The following is a 16,631-nucleotide window of genomic DNA, read 5'->3' on the forward strand; positions in this document are numbered from 1 at the left end:
CCGGTCGTAGGCTGAACGCATGGCCGCCGCATCCGAGCCCTTCGGGCAGTACCCGCCCGCGCTCCGCACGATCGTGCACGTCAGCGACACGCATTTCCTCGCCGGCAATCGGCCGCTCGGCGGCCGCTACGACACGGGCGAGAACCTCCGGCGCACGCTCGCCGCGATCGAACGGCTCGACGCCGCGCCCGATGCCATCGTGTTCACGGGGGACCTCACCGATCTCGGTGAACCGGAGGCGTACGCCGCGCTCCGTCGTGCGGTCGAGCCGGTCGCGGCACGGATCGGCGCGCCCGTGATCTGGGTCGCCGGCAATCACGACGAGCGTGCGCCCCTGCGGGTCGGCCTGCTCGACGAGCAGCCCGACACGTCGCCGATCACCGCGGTGCACGATCTCGGCGGGCTGCGTCTGATCGCGCTCGACTCGACCGTGCCCGGCTGGCATCACGGCGATCTCGATGACGCGCAGCTCGCGTGGCTCGCAGACGTCCTCGCCGAACCCGCCGCGCTCGGCACGATCCTCGCGCTGCATCATCCGCCGCTGCCGAGCCACGTGCCGTTCTTCGACATCCTCGAGCTCCGCGAGCAGAGTCGCCTGGCCGCGGTCATCGCGGGCACGGACGTACGCGCGATCCTCGCCGGGCACCTGCACTATTCGACATCCGGAACCTTCGCCGGAATCCCGGTGAGCGTCGCGTCCGCGACCTGTTACACGATGGATCTGGCCCGCCCCGCCGACGCCGTCAACGGCATGGATGCGGGCCAGTCCTTCCACCTCGTGCACGTCTACGACCACACGATCACCCACGCCGTCGTGCCCGTGGTCGACGCGGACACGGCCGATTTCTTCGGCCCGGAGTTCGTGGCGCGGATGGCGGCGCTCACGCCGGAAGGGCGTCTCGAGGCGTTCTCGCGCAAGCCAGCCTGACCCACTGTACGAAGTGGCGGTCGTGCCGGCGCATCTGTACGAGCCGTCCAGTCTCCTCGCACAGGCCGCCGGTTAGGCTCGGAACACCCGGACGAACCCCCCCCTCTCCTCGACGGCAAGGACAACGCATGGAATCGGACGCGACGACGCGTACCCGTACCGAAACCGACTCGCTCGGCACTCTCGAGATCCCGGCGGACGCCTACTGGGGCATCCACACGGCGCGCGCTCTGGAGAACTTCCCGATCTCGAAGCGACCCATCTCGGTGTATCCCGAACTCATCACCGCCCTCGCGATGGTGAAGCAAGCGTCGGCGCGCGCGAACCGCGGCATCGGGGTCATCGACCCCGCCCGCGCCGACCTGATCGATCGCGCCGCGCAGTGCATCATCGACGGTGATTTCCACGATCAGTTCGTCGTCGGCGTCATTCAGGGCGGAGCCGGTACCTCCACCAACATGAACGCCAACGAGGTCATCACCAACGTCGCGCTCGAACTCGCCGGACGAGAGAAAGGCGATTACGCCTTCCTCTCGCCCATCGACCACACGAACCGCAGCCAGTCGACCAACGACGTGTACCCGACGGCGATAAAGGTCGGGCTGTCGCTGTCGCTGCTCACGCTCCTCGACGAGCTCGAACTTCTCCGGCGGGCATTCCTCGCGAAGGCCGTGGAGTTCCACGACGTCCTGAAGGTGGGCCGCACGCAGCTGCAGGATGCGGTGCCGATGACCCTGGGCCAGGAGTTCCACGGATTCGCCTCGACGCTGGAGGCAGACCTCATGCGTCTGCGCGAGAACGCGTCGCTCCTGCACGAGATCAACATGGGCGCGACGGCGATCGGGACCGGGATCACGACCCACGCCGATTACGCGCCGGCCGTCGCGCATCACCTGCGGGAGATCTCGGGGCTCGACCTCGAGACGGCGGCCGACCTGGTGGAATCCACCAGCGACACGGGCTCCTTCATGTCGTTCTCGTCGTCGCTGAAGCGGAACGCGATCAAGCTGTCGAAGATCTGCAACGACCTCCGGCTCCTCTCCAGCGGACCGCAGGCGGGGTTCGGGGAGATCAACCTGCCGGCGCGGCAGGCGGGGTCGAGCATCATGCCCGGCAAGGTGAACCCGGTCATCCCCGAGGTCGTGAACCAGGTGGCCTTCGCGGTGGCGGGAGCCGACATGACCGTCACGATGGCGGTGGAGGGCGGGCAGCTGCAGTTGAACGCGTTCGAGCCGGTCATCGCCCACTCGATCTTCCAGTCCATCACCTGGATGCGGCAGGCGATGTGGACGCTACGCGTCAACTGCGTCGAGGGCATCACGGCCAATCGCGATCGGCTCGGCTCGATGGTCGGCTCCTCCGTCGGGGTGATCACCGCGCTGACGCCCTTCATCGGGTACGCGGCCGCCGCGGCGCTCGCGAAGACGGCACTGCTCACGCACCGGAGCGTCGCCGATCTCGTGGTGGAGGCGGGACTGATGTCGCGGGAGGAAGTGATAAAGCAGCTTTCCCCCGCGCGCCTGTCGGGGCTGGAGGCGATCACGGCCGCCATCCCGATCATCGACCCCGATCTGCCCGCACGCTGAGGGCCGTTGTCAACCCGGCGATGAAGTTCGCCCGCCGGGAAAGCCAGCCGCTACGTTCGGAGAATTCACCGCCACCACCAGGAGGAACGATGACCGACCCGTCCGGCACGCCGTACACCCCGCCCCCGTCCGCCTACCCGGCGGCGCCGCCGCCCGCCGGTGCCCCCGCGGGCGGTGCCCCCGAACCGGGCGCTGCCGTCCCCGGCAAGACGCTCGGCATCGTCGCCCTCATCCTCGCGTTCTTCGTGCAGCTGATCGCGCTGATCCTCGGCATCATCGCCCTCGTGCAGAGTCGCAAGGCGGGCGTCAAGAACACCCCGGCGGTCTGGGCCATCATCATCAGCATCGTGCTGGGGATCGTCGGCATCATCGTCGCGGTGATTCTCATCGGCGGATTGATCGCGGCGGGCACCGACCTGTACAACCAGTGCCTCGAGATGGGCGGCGGAACTCAGATGATCGACGGCGTCACCGTCACCTGCGGCTAGATCAGGTGCGAGAAGGCGGGGCGGCTCGGGCCACCCCGCCTTCTCGTCGTTCCGGGAGTCAGTCCCGGATGCGGCAGTGGGTCGTGAGCGATCCGATCCCGTCGACTCCGACCGTGACGGTCGAGCGGTCGCGCAGGAAGATCTGCGGATCACGGGAGTAGCCGGCGCCGCCGGGGCTGCCGGTCGAGATGAGCGTGCCCGGCAGAAGCGTGGCCGACTGCGAGAGGTGCGAGACGAGGGTCGCGACGCCGCGGATCATCTGACCGGTCGAGGCATCCTGCACCATGTGCCCGTCGACGATCGCCCAGATGTGCAGGTCCTGCGGATCGGGAACCTCGTCGGCGGTGACGACGTACGGCCCGACGGGGGTGAAGCCGTCGAAGGACTTGCAGCGCGACCACTGCGCCTCCGAGAACTGGATGTCGCGGGCGGTGATGTCGTTGACCACCGTGTAGCCCCAGACGTGGTCGAGGGCGTCTTCGGGGGAGACGTTCTTCGCTGCGGCGCCGATGATGACACCCAGCTCGGCCTCGTAGTCGACCGATTCGCTGAGCGAACGCGGCCACGCCGTGGTGCTCTCGTGCGCCGACAGCGAGTTCGGCCAGAGGACGAAGACGGTCGGGGTTTTATCGGTCTTCAACCCCAGCTCGCCCGAGTGCGCGGCGTAGTTCAGTCCGATCGCGAGCACGACGGGTGGTGTCAGCACGCCGGCGGCGAACGTCGCATCGGCGAGCGGGAACGGGGGCCCGTCGGTTGCGGCATCTCGCACGCGCTCGAGCAGGTCGTCGCCGCCCGCGATGAGCTGTTCGAGGGTCGACGGAGCCCCGTCGAAGAGATCGTCGACGAAGCGGCCCGTGTCTGCGTCGACAACGACGAGGCGAGGCTGCTGGGTCCCATCCGGCGTCACATGGGCGAATCGCATTCCTCCACGCTACCCGGAGCGCGCCCCTAGGCTGTCGCCATGACGCTTCCCGACCCCGCGAGCGCGGGTGCCCCGCGTCCGATGCTCATTCCGCCGACGTTCCCGTCTGCCCTCGCGCAGCCCCCCGCGGCCGTGGCGGCACCGATCGCTCCGCCCCCGACGGCGCAGGCGCCGCTACCGGCGGCACCGCGGCGGGCCGTCGGGCTCTACGTGTGGCTGGGCGGCGTCCTGATCCTGGTCGCGGTCGTCCTGGTCGGCTACTTCCTCCGTGCCATCGGGCCCGGGGCATCGCTGCTCGGCATGATCCTGGCGCTCGTGCCGCTCGCGGGAGTCCTGTTCGCCCTGCGTCTGGTCGACCGATGGGAGCCCGAACCGAAGGGGCTCGTCGCCATCGCTCTCGGCTGGGGCGCCATCGTTTCGGTGGCGATCGCGCTCGGCGTCGACCTGCTGATCCTTCTCACGATCGGACGGAGCTCCAGCGCAATCGGCGACGTGCTGCAGTCGGTGATCCAGGCGCCCGTCGTCGAGGAGATCGCGAAGGGGCTGGGCGTGCTTCTCCTCTTCGTCGCGGCGCGACGGTGGTTCGACGGTCCCGTCGACGGCATCGTCTACGGCGGGTTGATCGGGGCGGGGTTCGCGTTCACGGAGAACATCCAGTACTTCGCCCAGGCCTGGATCGAGGGCGGGCCGCAGCTCGCGAGTGCCACGTTCTTCGTGCGCGGCATCCTGTCCCCGTTCGCGCACGTCATGTTCACCGCCGTGACCGGGTTCGCGCTGGGGCTGGCGGCCCGGCGCGGTGCGTCGGTGCGGGCCGCGATCGCGCCCTGGCTCGCGGGTCTCGTCGGCGCCGTCATCCTGCACGCGCTCTGGAACGGATCGGCTCTCCTCGGCGACTTCTTCGCGCTGTACACGGCGCTGCAGGTGCCGCTGTTCCTGGTCTTCATCGGCGGCATCCTGATGCTGCGACGCGAGGAGTCCCGGCTGACCCGCGCCCGGCTCGGCGACTACGCCGCGGCCGGTTGGTTCACCGCCGAAGAGGTCGAGATGCTCGCCACCGGGGCCGGGAGGCGCCGGGCGCTCGCGTGGGCGCGCACGTTGCCGGGAGACAAGAGCGCGGTGATGCGCCGATTCATCGCCGACGCCACGGCGCTCGCCGCCGCCCGGCAGCGCGTCATCTCGGGGCGCGACCGCACCGCATCCGCCGACGAACGGGCTCTGCTGCAGCGCGCCGTGGCATCGCGACAGGCTCTCTTCGTGCTCTGACAAGTTCGCGACACGTGCGAGAAACACACGGCGGCTACCGTGGTCGGAGACATTCTGAACCGAACAGTTCAGCCACCACCGCACGGGAGAACCCATGACCGCACGTCGTGATCCGAGGACACTGCCCAAAGGCCACCTGCACCTTCATCTGGAAGCCGCGATCCGCCCGGACACCCTGGCCGATCTCGCGGAGAAGATGGATGTCCGCATCCCGCCCGTCACGGGCTTCGCCGGCTTCGCAGCCTTCGCCGGCATGTACGACGGACTCCTGGCCGTTCTCGCTCAACCCGCGCACCTGCGCCGGTTGATCGATGAAGCAGTCGCGGATGCGGCCGCCGACGGCGTCGTCTACGTCGAGTTCGGCGTCAGCCCCCAGTTCTACGTCGACGCCTTCGGGTCTCTGGAAGCGGCGCTCGACGCGCACATCGAGGCGGCCGCCGAGTCGGGAGATCGTCACGGTGTCGAGGTCGGGCTGATGGTGACGGTCGATCGCACCGACGACCTCGACGCCGCGATCGCGCTCGCCACGGTCGCCGCGTCCCGCGCCGGCCGCGGCGTCGTCTCGCTGGGACTTGCCAACGAGGAGCGCGGCTATCCGGCCCGTGACTTCGTCGAAGCGTTCCGCATCGCCCGCGAGGCGGGGCTCCAGTCGACCCCGCACGCCGGCGAGCTCGTCGGACCGGAATCGGTGTGGGAGGCGATCGACGATCTCGGCGCCGTGCGGGTGCTGCACGGGGTCCGCGCCGTTGAGGACCCCGCGCTCGTGGCCGTGCTTGCCGAGCGCGGAACCTGTCTCGACGTGTGCCCGACTTCGAATCTCCTCCTCGATGTCGTCGACGACCTCGCCGACCACCCGCTGCCGGCCCTCCTCGCCGCGGGGGTCCGCTGCTCGATCAACGCCGACGACCCGATCCTGTTCGGGCCGGGGGTGGGGGAGGAGTACATCGTGGCGCGCGATTCGATCGGGCTGACCGACCGCCAGTTGGCGGACTGCGCCTGGAGCTCCCTCGAGACGACGCTGGCCTCGGACGCGCTGAAGACCCGCGCGAAGGCCGGCATCGCGGCATGGCTGGCCGAAGGAGAGAGCGAATGACGAATCTGCATTTCGGTGTATTCGAGGTGTACGCGCCCCAGGTCGGCGGAACGTACAGCTGGGCCCATCCCGAGAACGACGCGGTCGACTACCTCGATCCGGAGCGCTGGGTGCGGATGGCTCAGGTCATGGACCGTACCGGCTTCGACTTCCTGTTCTTCGCCGACGGATTCGGCTACCCGATGCAGGACGGCGACATCAGTCCCGCCTCGCTGTCGGCGGCGATCAACTTCTCCGGCCTCGACCCCTCGACGCTCATCCCCGTGCTCGCGCGTGAGACCGAGCGGCTCGGGTTCGTCGTGACGGCGACCACCGGCATGGATCACCCGCTGCCGCTGTCTCGACGCTTCTCGACGCTCGACCACCTGACGGCGGGCCGCATCGGGTGGAACGTCGTGACCGGCGCGTCGCAGAACGCGGTCGCCGAGATCTTCGGGCATCCCGCGATGGTCGCCCACGACACCCGGTACGAGATGGCCGACGAGTACGTGTCGTTGGCGCGCAGCTACTGGGAGGACTCCTGGGACGACGATGCGCTGATCGCGGATGCGGAGGCCGGCATCTACATCGACGCCGCCCGCATCCATCGCACCGAATTCGAGGGCACGCACTACCGCTCCCGCGGCTACTTCGGCGCACCGCCTTCGCCGCAGCGGACGCCGGTGATCTTCCAGGCGGGCACCTCCCCGAAGGGCCGTGCTCTGGCCGCCGCGCATGCGGAGGGCGTCTTCATCCAGGGCACGACGCCGGCACACACGGCGCAGAACGTCGCGGATATCCGACGCCTGGCCGAAGAGGCCGGACGCGACCCCGACAGCATCCGGATCATGGCGGGACTCACCGCGATCGTGGACGAGACCCACGCCGGCGCCGAGCGGCTCTGGGGCGAGTTCCACGCGATGCAGTCCGATCAGGTGGTGGCCGCGCTGTACGCGGGCAACACCGGCATCGACCTGCTCACGCTCGATCCGGATCGCGACCTCCGACAGGTGCTCGAGGCCGGCGGGCCGGTCGGGCAGATGGGCACGAGCAACATCGAACGATTCCTCCCGCGGGACGGTCGGCCGGCGCCGACCGTGCGGGAGATCCTCGAAGAGCTCCGCGGCCGTGGCACGCGCGGGTTCCGTCTCGTCGGCGACGCCGACGAGGTCGCGGACGGCATCGAGCGGCTGGCCGAGGAAACCGGACTCGACGGGTTCCTGCTCGAGCCGGTCTTCGGCACCCGCGACGTCGCCGCGTTCGGCGAGTTGGTGCTCCCGCGGCTGCGCGCCAAGGGACTCGTCTCCGAGCCGGCCGGCCCGACTCTGCGCGAGCGGATGCGGGACGCTCCGGGCGCGCGTCTGCCACGGTCGTAGCCGAAAGAGGAAAGACTCAGCGCCCGGTGCCGCGGCGATGCCTGCGTGACTACCGGGCGCTGAGTTGACCTGGAATCAGGATGCTCCGGGCCTCGCATCATGTCAATACCCCTGTGAGCGGCGGGCGAGGGCGCGGCTCGCTGCCGCGCGTGCTTGGATGGACTCATGACTGAGAACCGCACCAAGCCCGAGTTCGACGCCCCCGCCGGCCCCGCCCCGTCGGAGCTCATGATCCGCGACATCATCGTCGGCGACGGCGCCGAGGCGAAGCCCGGTGACAACGTCACCGTGCACTACGCCGGCGTCGAGTTCGAGTCCGGCGAAGAGTTCGACTCCTCCTGGGGTCGTGGCGAGAGCATCCAGTTCCCGCTGCGCGGCCTGATCCAGGGATGGCAGGACGGCATCCCGGGCATGAAGGTCGGCGGTCGCCGCGAGCTCGTGATCCCCCCTCACCTGGCCTACGGCCCGGCCGGCGGACACTTCCTCGGCGGAAAGACGCTGATCTTCATCATCGACCTGCTGCAGGTCGGCTGATCCCTTCTCCCGATGCCCCCGGTGCCACGCACCGGGGGCATCGTCGTGTCGTGTCGACGAGAATTTGCTCAGAATTTTCCATTCGAGGGAATGAATGTCGACGACGTGCCGTTGACTGGATCCGAAGCCGCGAAATGCGTGGCCGCGAACTTGGAGTGAACATGACCGACTCGACGTTGGAAATCCCCGGTTACAAGACGGGCACCTGGGTGCTCGACCCGGCGCACAGCGAGGTCACCTTCTCGGTGCGCCACATGATGATCTCGAAGGTGCGCGGTTCCTTCGGTGTGAAGAGCGCCACCATCGTCACGGGCAGCAACCCGCTCGAGACCACGGTCGAGGCGACCGTCGACGTCACCTCGGTCGACACCAAGGACGAGGGCCGCGACGGTCACCTGCGCTCCGCCGACTTCTTCGACGTCGAGACGTACCCGACCATGACCTTCCGCTCCACCGGTGTGCGTTATGAGAAGGGCGACTTCCTCGTCGACGGCGACCTGACGATCAAGGACGTCACCAAGCCGGTCACCTTCGAGCTCGAGCTCGGTGGCTTCGGCACCGACCCGTGGGGCAACTACAAGGCCGGCGCGACCGCGAAGACGGTCATCAACCGCGAGGACTTCGGTCTGACGTGGAACGCCGCCCTCGAGACCGGCGGCGTGCTCGTCGGCAAGGACGTCACCATCGAGCTCGACCTGCAGGGCTCGATCCAGGCCTGATCGTTCGATCGGTTCTCACAGGGCGGATGCTGCGGCATCCGCCCTGTGTCATGTTCGCGGCCGGCGGCGGAGCCGGTTCTGCGCGAGCAGGATGCCGAGGAACACGAGCAACGCGCCGGCCGGCTCGTTCCACCCGAGCTGTTCGCCGAGCACGATGATGCCGAGGACGACGCCGACCACCGGGGTGATGTAGGTCACGGTCGAGGCACGCGTCGGTCCCCACGCGCGGAGCACGTTCTGATTCCAGACGTACGCGACGCCGGTGCCGACGCACCCGAGCACGAGCAGGCATCCGACGATCACCGGGTCGAGGGAGATCGGGCTGAGCGCGACGACGGGTGTCAGCAAAAGCATCACCGTCGCGGCGATCGCGATGTTCACGAACGAGAAGACGAGCGCGCTCATGCCCGTCTGCGAGGCGAACCGGCGCATGTAGGCGAGGCTGAAGCCGTAGCAGGCGGTCGCGCCGAGGATCGCGAGTTGGGCGATCAGGCTCTGCGAGAGATCGAGGCCCTGCCACGGCGCGATGATCACCATGACCCCCAGGATCCCGACGAGGATTCCGGCGATCTGGGCCGCGCCGAGCTTCTCGACGCGAAAGACGAGCCACGCCATCACCGCCGTCATGATCGGCGTCGTGGCGTTGTAGATGCTCGCCAGTCCCGACGAGACGTACTGCTGCGCCCAGGCGAACAGCAGGAACGGCACGAGGTAGAACGAGAGCGCCAGGACGCTCATATGTCCCCAGGTGCGGATGTTCCGGGGGAGCGAGTCCCGCCGGACCAGCACGAACAGGCCGAGGGTCACCGCGCCGAGCACGAGTCGCGACCAGACCACCTGCGCAGACGACAGTCCTTCCAGGGCGATCTTCATGAACAGGAAGCTCGAGCCCCACACGATCCCGGTCAGCACGAACTGGATCGTGATCGCGGCAGAGGCCGGGGCTGCGGGGACGGCGGGAGCGGAGCGGGTCGCGGCGGGGTGGGTCACTCCGCGACTGTAGACCGAGCGGTCGACACGACGCGCCGCGCGCGAATGCGATGGCGGGAAACCGCCGGGATTCGGCCGCGCGAACGCTCCGATCGCGAAGCGAGCAGGCCGGTCAGGGCACCGGGGTGCGCGCGTCGTAGGCGCGGAAGGCGGGACTCATTCGCACGAGGACGGCGACGATGGCGATGATGAGGATGCCGCCGATCAGGGGCGGGAACCAGAGTGCGGTCACGGTGGCGAGACTGCCGGCGTAGAGGGCGCCGAGACGCGGACCGCCGTTGACCACGACGATGAAGATGCCCTGGAGTCGTCCGCGCATCGAATCCGGCACGGCCGACTGCATCATGGTCGACCGGTAGATCGCGCTCACGTTGTCGGATGCGCCGGAGATGACGAGGGCGACACACGCCGCGACGATCATGACGACGTTCGGGGCGCCCGGGGTTCCCGGCACGAACCAGCCGGCCTGTGCGCCGACGAGCACCGCACCGAACAGGGCGATCGAGGCGCCGTACACCTGGATCGCGCGCTGGATGCCGATGCCGTGGTGGTGGACGCGCCCGATCGGCCCCGAGAACAGGCTCGACAAGAAGGCGCCCGCGGCGACCGCAGCCGTGAGGACGCCGGTCGTGATGGCACCGCCCCCGAGGAGGACGGCGCCGATCCCGGGGAACAACGCCAGGGGCTGTCCGAACGTCATCGCGACGATGTCGAGGATGTACTGCAGGCGGATGTTGGCGGCGCGCCGGAGGAAGGCGAGCCCGTCGCGGAGCGATTCCAGGCCCGGCCGCACCACGACGCCTTCGGGGCGGAGGGCGGGCAGGGTCCAGAGGCCGAGGAACAGCGAGGTCATCAGCACGACGTCGACCGTGTAGGTCCAGGCGTACCCGGCGACCGCCACGAGCACCCCGGCCAGAGCGGGGCCGGCCATCACCATGATGCCGACGGTCACGCCCTGCAGGGCGGCCGCGGCCGGCAGCAGCTCACGGGCGACCAGCCGGGGAGTGATGGCCGAGCGGGTGGCCTGGACGACCGAGTTCGCCGCGGAGTTCACGATGCTGAGCGCGTACAGCCACCACACGGTCTCGTTGCCGCTCCACGCGAGGCCCGCCAGGAGCGCTGTCGACACGAAGGTGATGGACGCGGCCGACAGGCCCACGACCCGGCGGTCGAACGCATCCGCGAGCATGCCGCCGTAGAGCCCGGCGAACACCATCGGTACGAGTCCGGCGACGGCGACCATGGCGACGGCGAAGTCGGATGCGGTCAACGCGTAGACGTGCAGCATGACGGCGACGATCGTCATCTGCCCACCGAGGCCGGAGAGGGTCGATCCGATCCACATCCGCGCGAACGGAGGGCTCGTGGTGAGCGGGCGGAGATCGATGAGTTGCCGGCTCAGCCGCCGCACGGTCGGACCTCGGGGCGGGGGCGAGGCTGCATTCGTCCGAGCGTAGCCGAGCGGCGGACGCCGGGGGCGGGGAGCGGTCGCCGCGGGAGTCCGTTCGCTGGTAGACTCGTGCAGTTGCCGTTGGATCGGCCGCGGATAAAGAGAGCCCACGCATCATGCGTTGGGCGCCGCGCAACAAGCAGAGAGGGGATCGAATCTATGGCACTTGAACAGGACGCCAAGAAGGCGATCATCGAAGAGTACGCAACGCACCCCGGTGACACCGGATCCCCCGAGGTGCAGGTTGCGATGCTGACGCAGCGCATCAAGGACCTGACCGAGCACCTGAAGGAGCACAAGCACGACCACCACTCGCGTCGTGGTCTGTTCCTCATGGTGGGTCAGCGTCGCCGTCTGCTGGGCTACCTCCAGGACATCGACATCGCGCGTTACCGCTCGCTGATCGAGCGTCTGGGACTTCGCCGCTAAGCACGCGATCCCGCGTATATCGCTTTCTTCCGAAGGCCGCCCCACGGTGTGGGGCGGCCTTCGTCGTTCCCGCCTCGTTGATACCGCGAGACGGGATCTTCGCGCCGAGACCGTGGGGTAACTCCACTGTCTCGGCGTCCAGATCCAGTCTCGCGGTCCAGGCGGGGCGCGCGGTCCGGGCGGGGCGCGCGGTCCGGGTCAGGGGCGGGCGGCGAGGAGGTCGGCGTGGTGGAGTGCGGCGACGTCGGGGTGCGCGCGCAGCCGCGACTTCAGGGCGTTCTCGCCGTAGAGCGCGTGGATCGGGTTCGTGGGGTCCTGCGTGACACCGCGAGCGGATGCGGCGAGCTCCGCGGGAAGCTCGATGAGGGGCAGCCTTGCATCCAGCGCCGGGTTGAAGAAGAACGGCACCGAGATGCGCTCGTCGGGGAACCGGGGCGAGATCACGCGGTGATTGGTGGCGATGAGGTAGCCCTGCGTGGCGTATTCCAGCAGTTCGCCGATGTTCACCACGAACGCGCCCTCGACGGGCGGAGCATCGACCCAGGCGCCGTCGCGTTCGACCTGCAGACCGCCCTTGCCGGGTTCGACCCAGAGCAGCGTCAGCACGCCCGAATCCTTGTGCGCGCCGACGCCCTGCGCGGGCTCGTCCTTTCCGGGATACCGCACGATCTTGATCAGCGTGGACGGGTCGCCGAAGTGTCGATCGAAGTAGTCGCGCTCGGCGCCCAGGGCGAGCGCCCACTCGCGCAGCAGGGTGCGGGCGATCTCGGTGAGTCGGTCGTGCCACTCGGTCACGATCTCGCGCAGCTCCGGCTGCGCGCTCGGCCAGAGGTTCGGCCCGATGAGTCGCGCGAAATCGGGCGCGTCGGGATCGGTGACGGCCGGACGCTCCGGCCCGATGTCGATCTGCTCCCGCCAGTCCACGCGACCCTGGGTGCGCTCGCCGCCCACCCGCGTGTACCCGCGGAAATGCGGGCTGTTGACGTTCTCGATCGCGAGCTTGTCCTCGTCGGGCAGGGCGAAGAAGTCCCGCGCGGCCTGCAGCAGGCGCCCTTCCAGCGACGAGGTGACGCCCGTACCCACGAGGTAGAAGAACCCCACGTCGTGCGTCGCGGCGCGGAGATCGTCGCGGAACTGGGCGGCGGCCTCGGGGCCGTCGTCGAGGCGGGAGAGATCGAGGACAGGAAGATTCAGCGTGCTCACACCCCGACGGTACGTCGCCACGGGCGAGCGATGGCCAATGTTGCCGACCGTTACCGCCGCGGGGTGCGACACGCGATGCCGGAGGAGTGACGCCCGTCATCGCGTGTCGAATTGCTCGCGCCGCCGCGGTGGGATATGGTCCTCCGTTGTTAGGGTTACCTAACCGCCGGTTCCCGAAGGAGACGCTCGTGCTTCCCAGTCTGCTGATCGGGCTCCGCGAAGGACTCGAAGCGGCGATCGTCGTCGGCATCCTGGTCGCGTACCTCTCGCAGTCGGGACGACGCGACGTTCTCCCGCGGCTCTGGGCGGGCGTGCTGCTCGCCGTCGTCCTGTCGCTCGCCATCGGCGGGGTCCTCACGTTCGGTGCGTACAGCCTGACCTTCGAGGCGCAGGAGATCATCGGCGGCACGATGTCGCTTCTCGCGGTGGGCCTGGTCACCTGGATGATCTTCTGGATGCAGCGGGCCGGCCGTGGGTTGAAGAAGTCGCTCGAGGGCGAGGTCGACCGGGCACTCGCGGTCGGATCCCTGTGGGGGATCGTGGTGATCGGATTCGTCTCGGTCGCGCGCGAGGGCATCGAGACGACGCTTCTGCTGTGGTCGATGGTGCAGTCCTTCGGAGACGCCCCGCTCGCGCTGCTCGGCGCCCTTCTCGGACTCGTCATCGCCGTCGTGCTGGGCTGGCTGATCGCCCGCGGGATGCTGCGCTTCGACCTGCGCATCTTCTTCACCTGGACCGGGGCTCTCCTGATCGTCGTCGCCGCGGGTGTCCTCGCGTACGCCGTGCACGATCTGCAGGAGGCCGGCGTCCTGCCCGGTCCCTTCACGACCGCGGCCCCGATCTCCGCCGACACCGGCGCAGTGCTCACCGGGCTCGCCGCCTTCCCGTTCGGCTGGGCCTTCGACGTCAGCTCCGTCGTCGCCCCCGGCAGCGCCCTCGCCGCCATCCTGCAGGCCACCGTGGGCTTCATGCCCGTCATGTCGTGGCTGCAGGTCGTCGCATGGGTCCTCTACGTCGTCGTCGTGGGAACGTTCTTCCTGCGCGGCGCCCGGCACCGTCGCCGTCCCGCACCACGAACGAGTGACGTCGTCGCTCCCGCATCGCAAGGAATCGCATGATCTCGCACCGCGCACTCACCGCCGCTGCCGCCCTCGGCATCGCCGCGCTCGCCCTGACGGGCTGCGTCGCCAAGGCCGACGTCGCCGCATCCGACGCTCTCTCGGTCGAATCGACCGACGATGGCTGCGCGGTGTCGGCGGGAACGGCCACCAGCGGCACGCTCGCCTTCGACGTGACCAACTCGAGCACGCAGGTGAGCGAGTTCTACCTGCTGGCCGAAGACGGCCTGCGCATCGTCGGCGAGGTCGAGAACATCGCGCCCGGCGCCAACCGGACGCTGACCGTCGTGGCGCAGCCCGGCGACTACTACACCCTCTGCAAGCCCGGAATGGTCGGCGAGGGCGTCGGACGCGCGAGCTTCACCGTGACGGGCGACGCGGTCACCGCCGTCGGCGACGATGCGGAGCAGAAGCAGCAGGCGGTCACGCTGTACGCGGCGTTCGTGAAGGACCAGGTCGAGCAGCTGGTGCCCGCGGTCGCCGAGTTCACGGCGGCCTACACGGCAGGCGACGACGAGACGGCCCGCACTCTCTTCCCCCAGGTGCGCGCGTACTACGAGCGCATCGAGCCGGTGGCCGAGTCGCTCGGCGACCTCGACCCGAAGATCGACTACCGCGAGGTCGACGCGGTCGCGGAGGGTCTGGACTGGACCGGGTTCCACCGCATCGAGAAGGACCTGTGGGTTCCGGCGCAGCACGCCCTGAATGCGGATGGCGAGACCCCCGCGTGGCAGGACTGGGCGCCTTCCACCACGGACGAGCGCGCCGGCTACGCCGATGCGCTGACGGCAGACGTGGGAACGCTGAACGACTACGTGCACAGCGACGACTTCCAGGCCGCCCTCGACGACCAGGGCATCGCGGGCATCTCGAACGGCGCGATCGCGCTTCTGGATGAAGTGGCGACCGGCAAGATCTCGGGGGAAGAGGACTGGTGGAGCGGCACCGACCTCTGGGACTTCGCCGCCAACGTCGAAGGCTCCAAGATGGCGTACTCGCTCGTTCGCGACCTCGCCGTGGCGACCGGCGACGACGGAGCAGCCCTCGCCGAGAAGATCGACACGGGCTACGCGAACCTCGAGGCGGAACTCGCGACGTTCGGCAGCCTCGACGCCGGGTTCGTCAACTACTCGACGCTGACGGATGCTGATCGCCGCACCTTCACCGACCTGATCAACGCGCTCGCCGAGCCGCTCTCCCGGCTCACCTCGACCGTCCTGTCATGAGCGACGGGCAGTCGATCAGCGAGGGGGAGTCGCCGGAACAGGATGCGGGCACCGAACGCACCGGGCGCGGCATCAGCCGCCGCGGTCTGCTCGGGCTCATCGGGGCGGGCGCGGCCGGGATCGCCGTCGGCGGAACGGCGGGCGCAGTCGCGGCGACCGCGGTCACCCGCAACGCGGACTCCAGCGCCGAGGTGCATCCCTTCTACGGGGACCACCAGGGCGGGATCACGACGCCGGTGCAGGACCACATGCACTTCGCAGCCTTCGACATGGTCGAGGGAGCGACCGCGGCCGACCTCCGCTCGCTCCTCGAGGACTGGTCGTACGCCGCCGCACGGATGACGCAGGGGCTCGATGTGAGCGCGTCCGGCGCCGTCGGTGGATCGCCCCAGGCGCCGCCGGACGACACGGGGGAGGCGCTCGGCCTTCCCGCCGCCGCGCTCACGATCACGTTCGGTTTCGGCCCGTCGCTGTTTGAGGCGAACGGCGTCGACCGATTCGGAATCGGGGGTCGCCGCCCCGCGCCCCTCGCGACGCTGCCGAAGTTCCGCGGCGACGACCTCGACCCGCTCGCCTCGAACGGCGACCTCTGCATCCAGGCGTGCGCCGACGACCCGCAGGTCGCCGTGCATGCGGTGCGGAACCTGAGTCGGATCGCGTTCGGGCGAGCGGTGCTGCGCTGGTCGCAGCTCGGCTTCGGGCGCACCTCCAAGACGAGTGCGGCGCAGTCGACGCCGCGGAATCTCTTCGGGTTCAAGGACGGCACCGCGAACATCCTGCAGACCGAGACGGACGCTCTCGCGGAGCATGTCTGGGTCGGCGAGGGCGACGGCCAGGCCTGGCTCGCGGGCGGCAGCTACCTCGTCGCTCGCCGCATCCGCCAGACCATCGAGACGTGGGACCGGCTACGGCTCGTCGAGCAGGAACGCACGATCGGCCGCGACAAGAGTGCGGGTGCGCCGCTGTCCGGGGGCGACGAGTTCGCCGCCCCGGACTTCGCCGCGACGGGCGACGGATCCGCGCCGAAGATCGACGTCCGCTCGCACGTGCGCCTCGCGCATCCCGATCAGAACGGCGGCATCCGCATCCTTCGCCGCGGATACAACTTCGTCGACGGCAACGACGCGCGCGGCGCTCTCGAGGCGGGCCTGTTCTTCCTGTCGTACCAGCGGTCACCGGAGCAGTTCATCACCGTGCAGAAGGCGCTCTCGACCGACCTGCTGGGCGAGTACCTGCGTCACGTCGGTTCGGGTATCTGGGCCGTGCCGCCCGGAGCCCGCGAAGGGTCGTTCGTCGGCGCCGGCCTCTTCGCCTGAGCCTGGCCTGT

The 16,631-nt window shown here is 69.3% G+C and carries 16 protein-coding genes; 12 read left to right on the plus strand and 4 right to left on the minus strand.

What is annotated here, in order from left to right:
• Window positions 1–19 precede the first annotated feature (19 nt).
• From LMI96_RS15485 to LMI96_RS15495, 3 genes are all read left to right on the plus strand, one after another.
• Window positions 20–928, plus strand: a complete 909-nt coding sequence (locus LMI96_RS15485; protein ID WP_228362120.1) for a phosphodiesterase — start codon at window positions 20–22, stop codon at window positions 926–928.
• Between the two features lie 128 nt (window positions 929–1,056).
• The gene (locus LMI96_RS15490; RefSeq protein WP_228362121.1) at window positions 1,057–2,514 is read left to right on the plus strand and encodes an aspartate ammonia-lyase; all 1,458 of its coding nucleotides are present in this window, start codon (window positions 1,057–1,059) and stop codon (window positions 2,512–2,514) included.
• An 89-nt stretch (window positions 2,515–2,603) separates the two neighbouring features.
• Window positions 2,604–3,002: a DUF4190 domain-containing protein gene (locus tag LMI96_RS15495; protein ID WP_228362122.1), complete on the plus strand. Its 399-nt coding sequence runs from the start codon at window positions 2,604–2,606 to the stop codon at window positions 3,000–3,002.
• Between the two features lie 58 nt (window positions 3,003–3,060).
• On the opposite strand, the gene LMI96_RS15500 is transcribed toward LMI96_RS15495, so the two are convergent.
• On the minus strand, window positions 3,061–3,924 hold the full coding sequence (locus LMI96_RS15500) for a fumarylacetoacetate hydrolase family protein (protein ID WP_228362123.1): 864 nt from the start codon (window positions 3,922–3,924) through the stop codon (window positions 3,061–3,063).
• 39 nt (window positions 3,925–3,963) lie between these two features.
• On the opposite strand from LMI96_RS15500, the gene LMI96_RS15505 reads away from it, so the two are divergent.
• The 5 genes from LMI96_RS15505 (at window position 3,964) to LMI96_RS15525 (ending at window position 8,888) form a co-directional block, all read left to right on the plus strand.
• The gene (locus LMI96_RS15505; RefSeq protein WP_228362124.1) at window positions 3,964–5,187 is read left to right on the plus strand and encodes a PrsW family intramembrane metalloprotease; all 1,224 of its coding nucleotides are present in this window, start codon (window positions 3,964–3,966) and stop codon (window positions 5,185–5,187) included.
• A gap of 94 nt (window positions 5,188–5,281) precedes the next feature.
• On the plus strand, window positions 5,282–6,280 hold the full coding sequence (gene add, locus LMI96_RS15510) for an adenosine deaminase (RefSeq protein ID WP_228362125.1): 999 nt from the start codon (window positions 5,282–5,284) through the stop codon (window positions 6,278–6,280).
• Window positions 6,277–7,635, plus strand: coding sequence for an NtaA/DmoA family FMN-dependent monooxygenase (locus LMI96_RS15515; RefSeq protein ID WP_223723401.1), 1,359 nt, complete (start codon window positions 6,277–6,279; stop codon window positions 7,633–7,635). Before add ends, LMI96_RS15515 begins: the two co-directional genes overlap by 4 nt.
• A gap of 165 nt (window positions 7,636–7,800) precedes the next feature.
• The gene (locus tag LMI96_RS15520; protein WP_228362126.1) at window positions 7,801–8,169 is read left to right on the plus strand and encodes an FKBP-type peptidyl-prolyl cis-trans isomerase; all 369 of its coding nucleotides are present in this window, start codon (window positions 7,801–7,803) and stop codon (window positions 8,167–8,169) included.
• Window positions 8,170–8,330: 161 nt separating this feature from the next.
• Complete coding sequence (locus tag LMI96_RS15525; protein ID WP_228362127.1) at window positions 8,331–8,888, plus strand: YceI family protein; 558 nt, start codon at window positions 8,331–8,333, stop codon at window positions 8,886–8,888.
• A gap of 48 nt (window positions 8,889–8,936) precedes the next feature.
• On the opposite strand, the gene LMI96_RS15530 is transcribed toward LMI96_RS15525, so the two are convergent.
• The gene (locus LMI96_RS15530) at window positions 8,937–9,878 is read right to left on the minus strand and encodes a DMT family transporter (protein ID WP_228362128.1); all 942 of its coding nucleotides are present in this window, start codon (window positions 9,876–9,878) and stop codon (window positions 8,937–8,939) included.
• Window positions 9,879–9,990: 112 nt separating this feature from the next.
• Window positions 9,991–11,289, minus strand: a complete 1,299-nt coding sequence (locus LMI96_RS15535; RefSeq protein WP_308015782.1) for an MFS transporter — start codon at window positions 11,287–11,289, stop codon at window positions 9,991–9,993.
• A gap of 198 nt (window positions 11,290–11,487) precedes the next feature.
• Here LMI96_RS15535 and rpsO point away from each other — a divergent pair, with 198 nt between their 5' ends.
• Window positions 11,488–11,757, plus strand: a complete 270-nt coding sequence (rpsO, locus tag LMI96_RS15540; protein ID WP_223723405.1) for a 30S ribosomal protein S15 — start codon at window positions 11,488–11,490, stop codon at window positions 11,755–11,757.
• A gap of 198 nt (window positions 11,758–11,955) precedes the next feature.
• On the opposite strand, the gene LMI96_RS15545 is transcribed toward rpsO, so the two are convergent.
• Entirely contained in the window at window positions 11,956–12,960 is a 1,005-nt protein-coding gene (locus LMI96_RS15545; RefSeq protein ID WP_228362129.1) for an isopenicillin N synthase family oxygenase, read from the minus strand.
• Window positions 12,961–13,148: 188 nt separating this feature from the next.
• Between LMI96_RS15545 and efeU the strand changes: the two genes are divergently transcribed.
• Genes efeU through efeB form a run of 3 tightly spaced genes read left to right on the plus strand, consistent with a single transcriptional unit; the run spans window position 13,149 to window position 16,620 of the window.
• Window positions 13,149–14,078 carry an iron uptake transporter permease EfeU gene (efeU, locus tag LMI96_RS15550; RefSeq protein WP_223723407.1) on the plus strand — a complete coding sequence of 310 codons (930 nt, stop codon included), beginning with the start codon at window positions 13,149–13,151 and terminating at the stop codon, window positions 14,076–14,078.
• Window positions 14,075–15,304, plus strand: a complete 1,230-nt coding sequence (gene efeO / locus LMI96_RS15555; protein ID WP_228362130.1) for an iron uptake system protein EfeO — start codon at window positions 14,075–14,077, stop codon at window positions 15,302–15,304. The genes efeU and efeO overlap by 4 nt, the downstream gene beginning before the upstream one ends.
• Window positions 15,301–16,620 carry an iron uptake transporter deferrochelatase/peroxidase subunit gene (gene efeB, locus LMI96_RS15560; protein ID WP_228362131.1) on the plus strand — a complete coding sequence of 440 codons (1,320 nt, stop codon included), beginning with the start codon at window positions 15,301–15,303 and terminating at the stop codon, window positions 16,618–16,620. The genes efeO and efeB overlap by 4 nt, the downstream gene beginning before the upstream one ends.
• The last annotated feature ends 11 nt before the right edge of the window (window positions 16,621–16,631 follow it).

Origin of the sequence: Microbacterium sp. cx-59, assembly GCF_020805625.1 — a bacterium.
Lineage (GTDB): Bacteria > Actinomycetota > Actinomycetes > Actinomycetales > Microbacteriaceae > Microbacterium.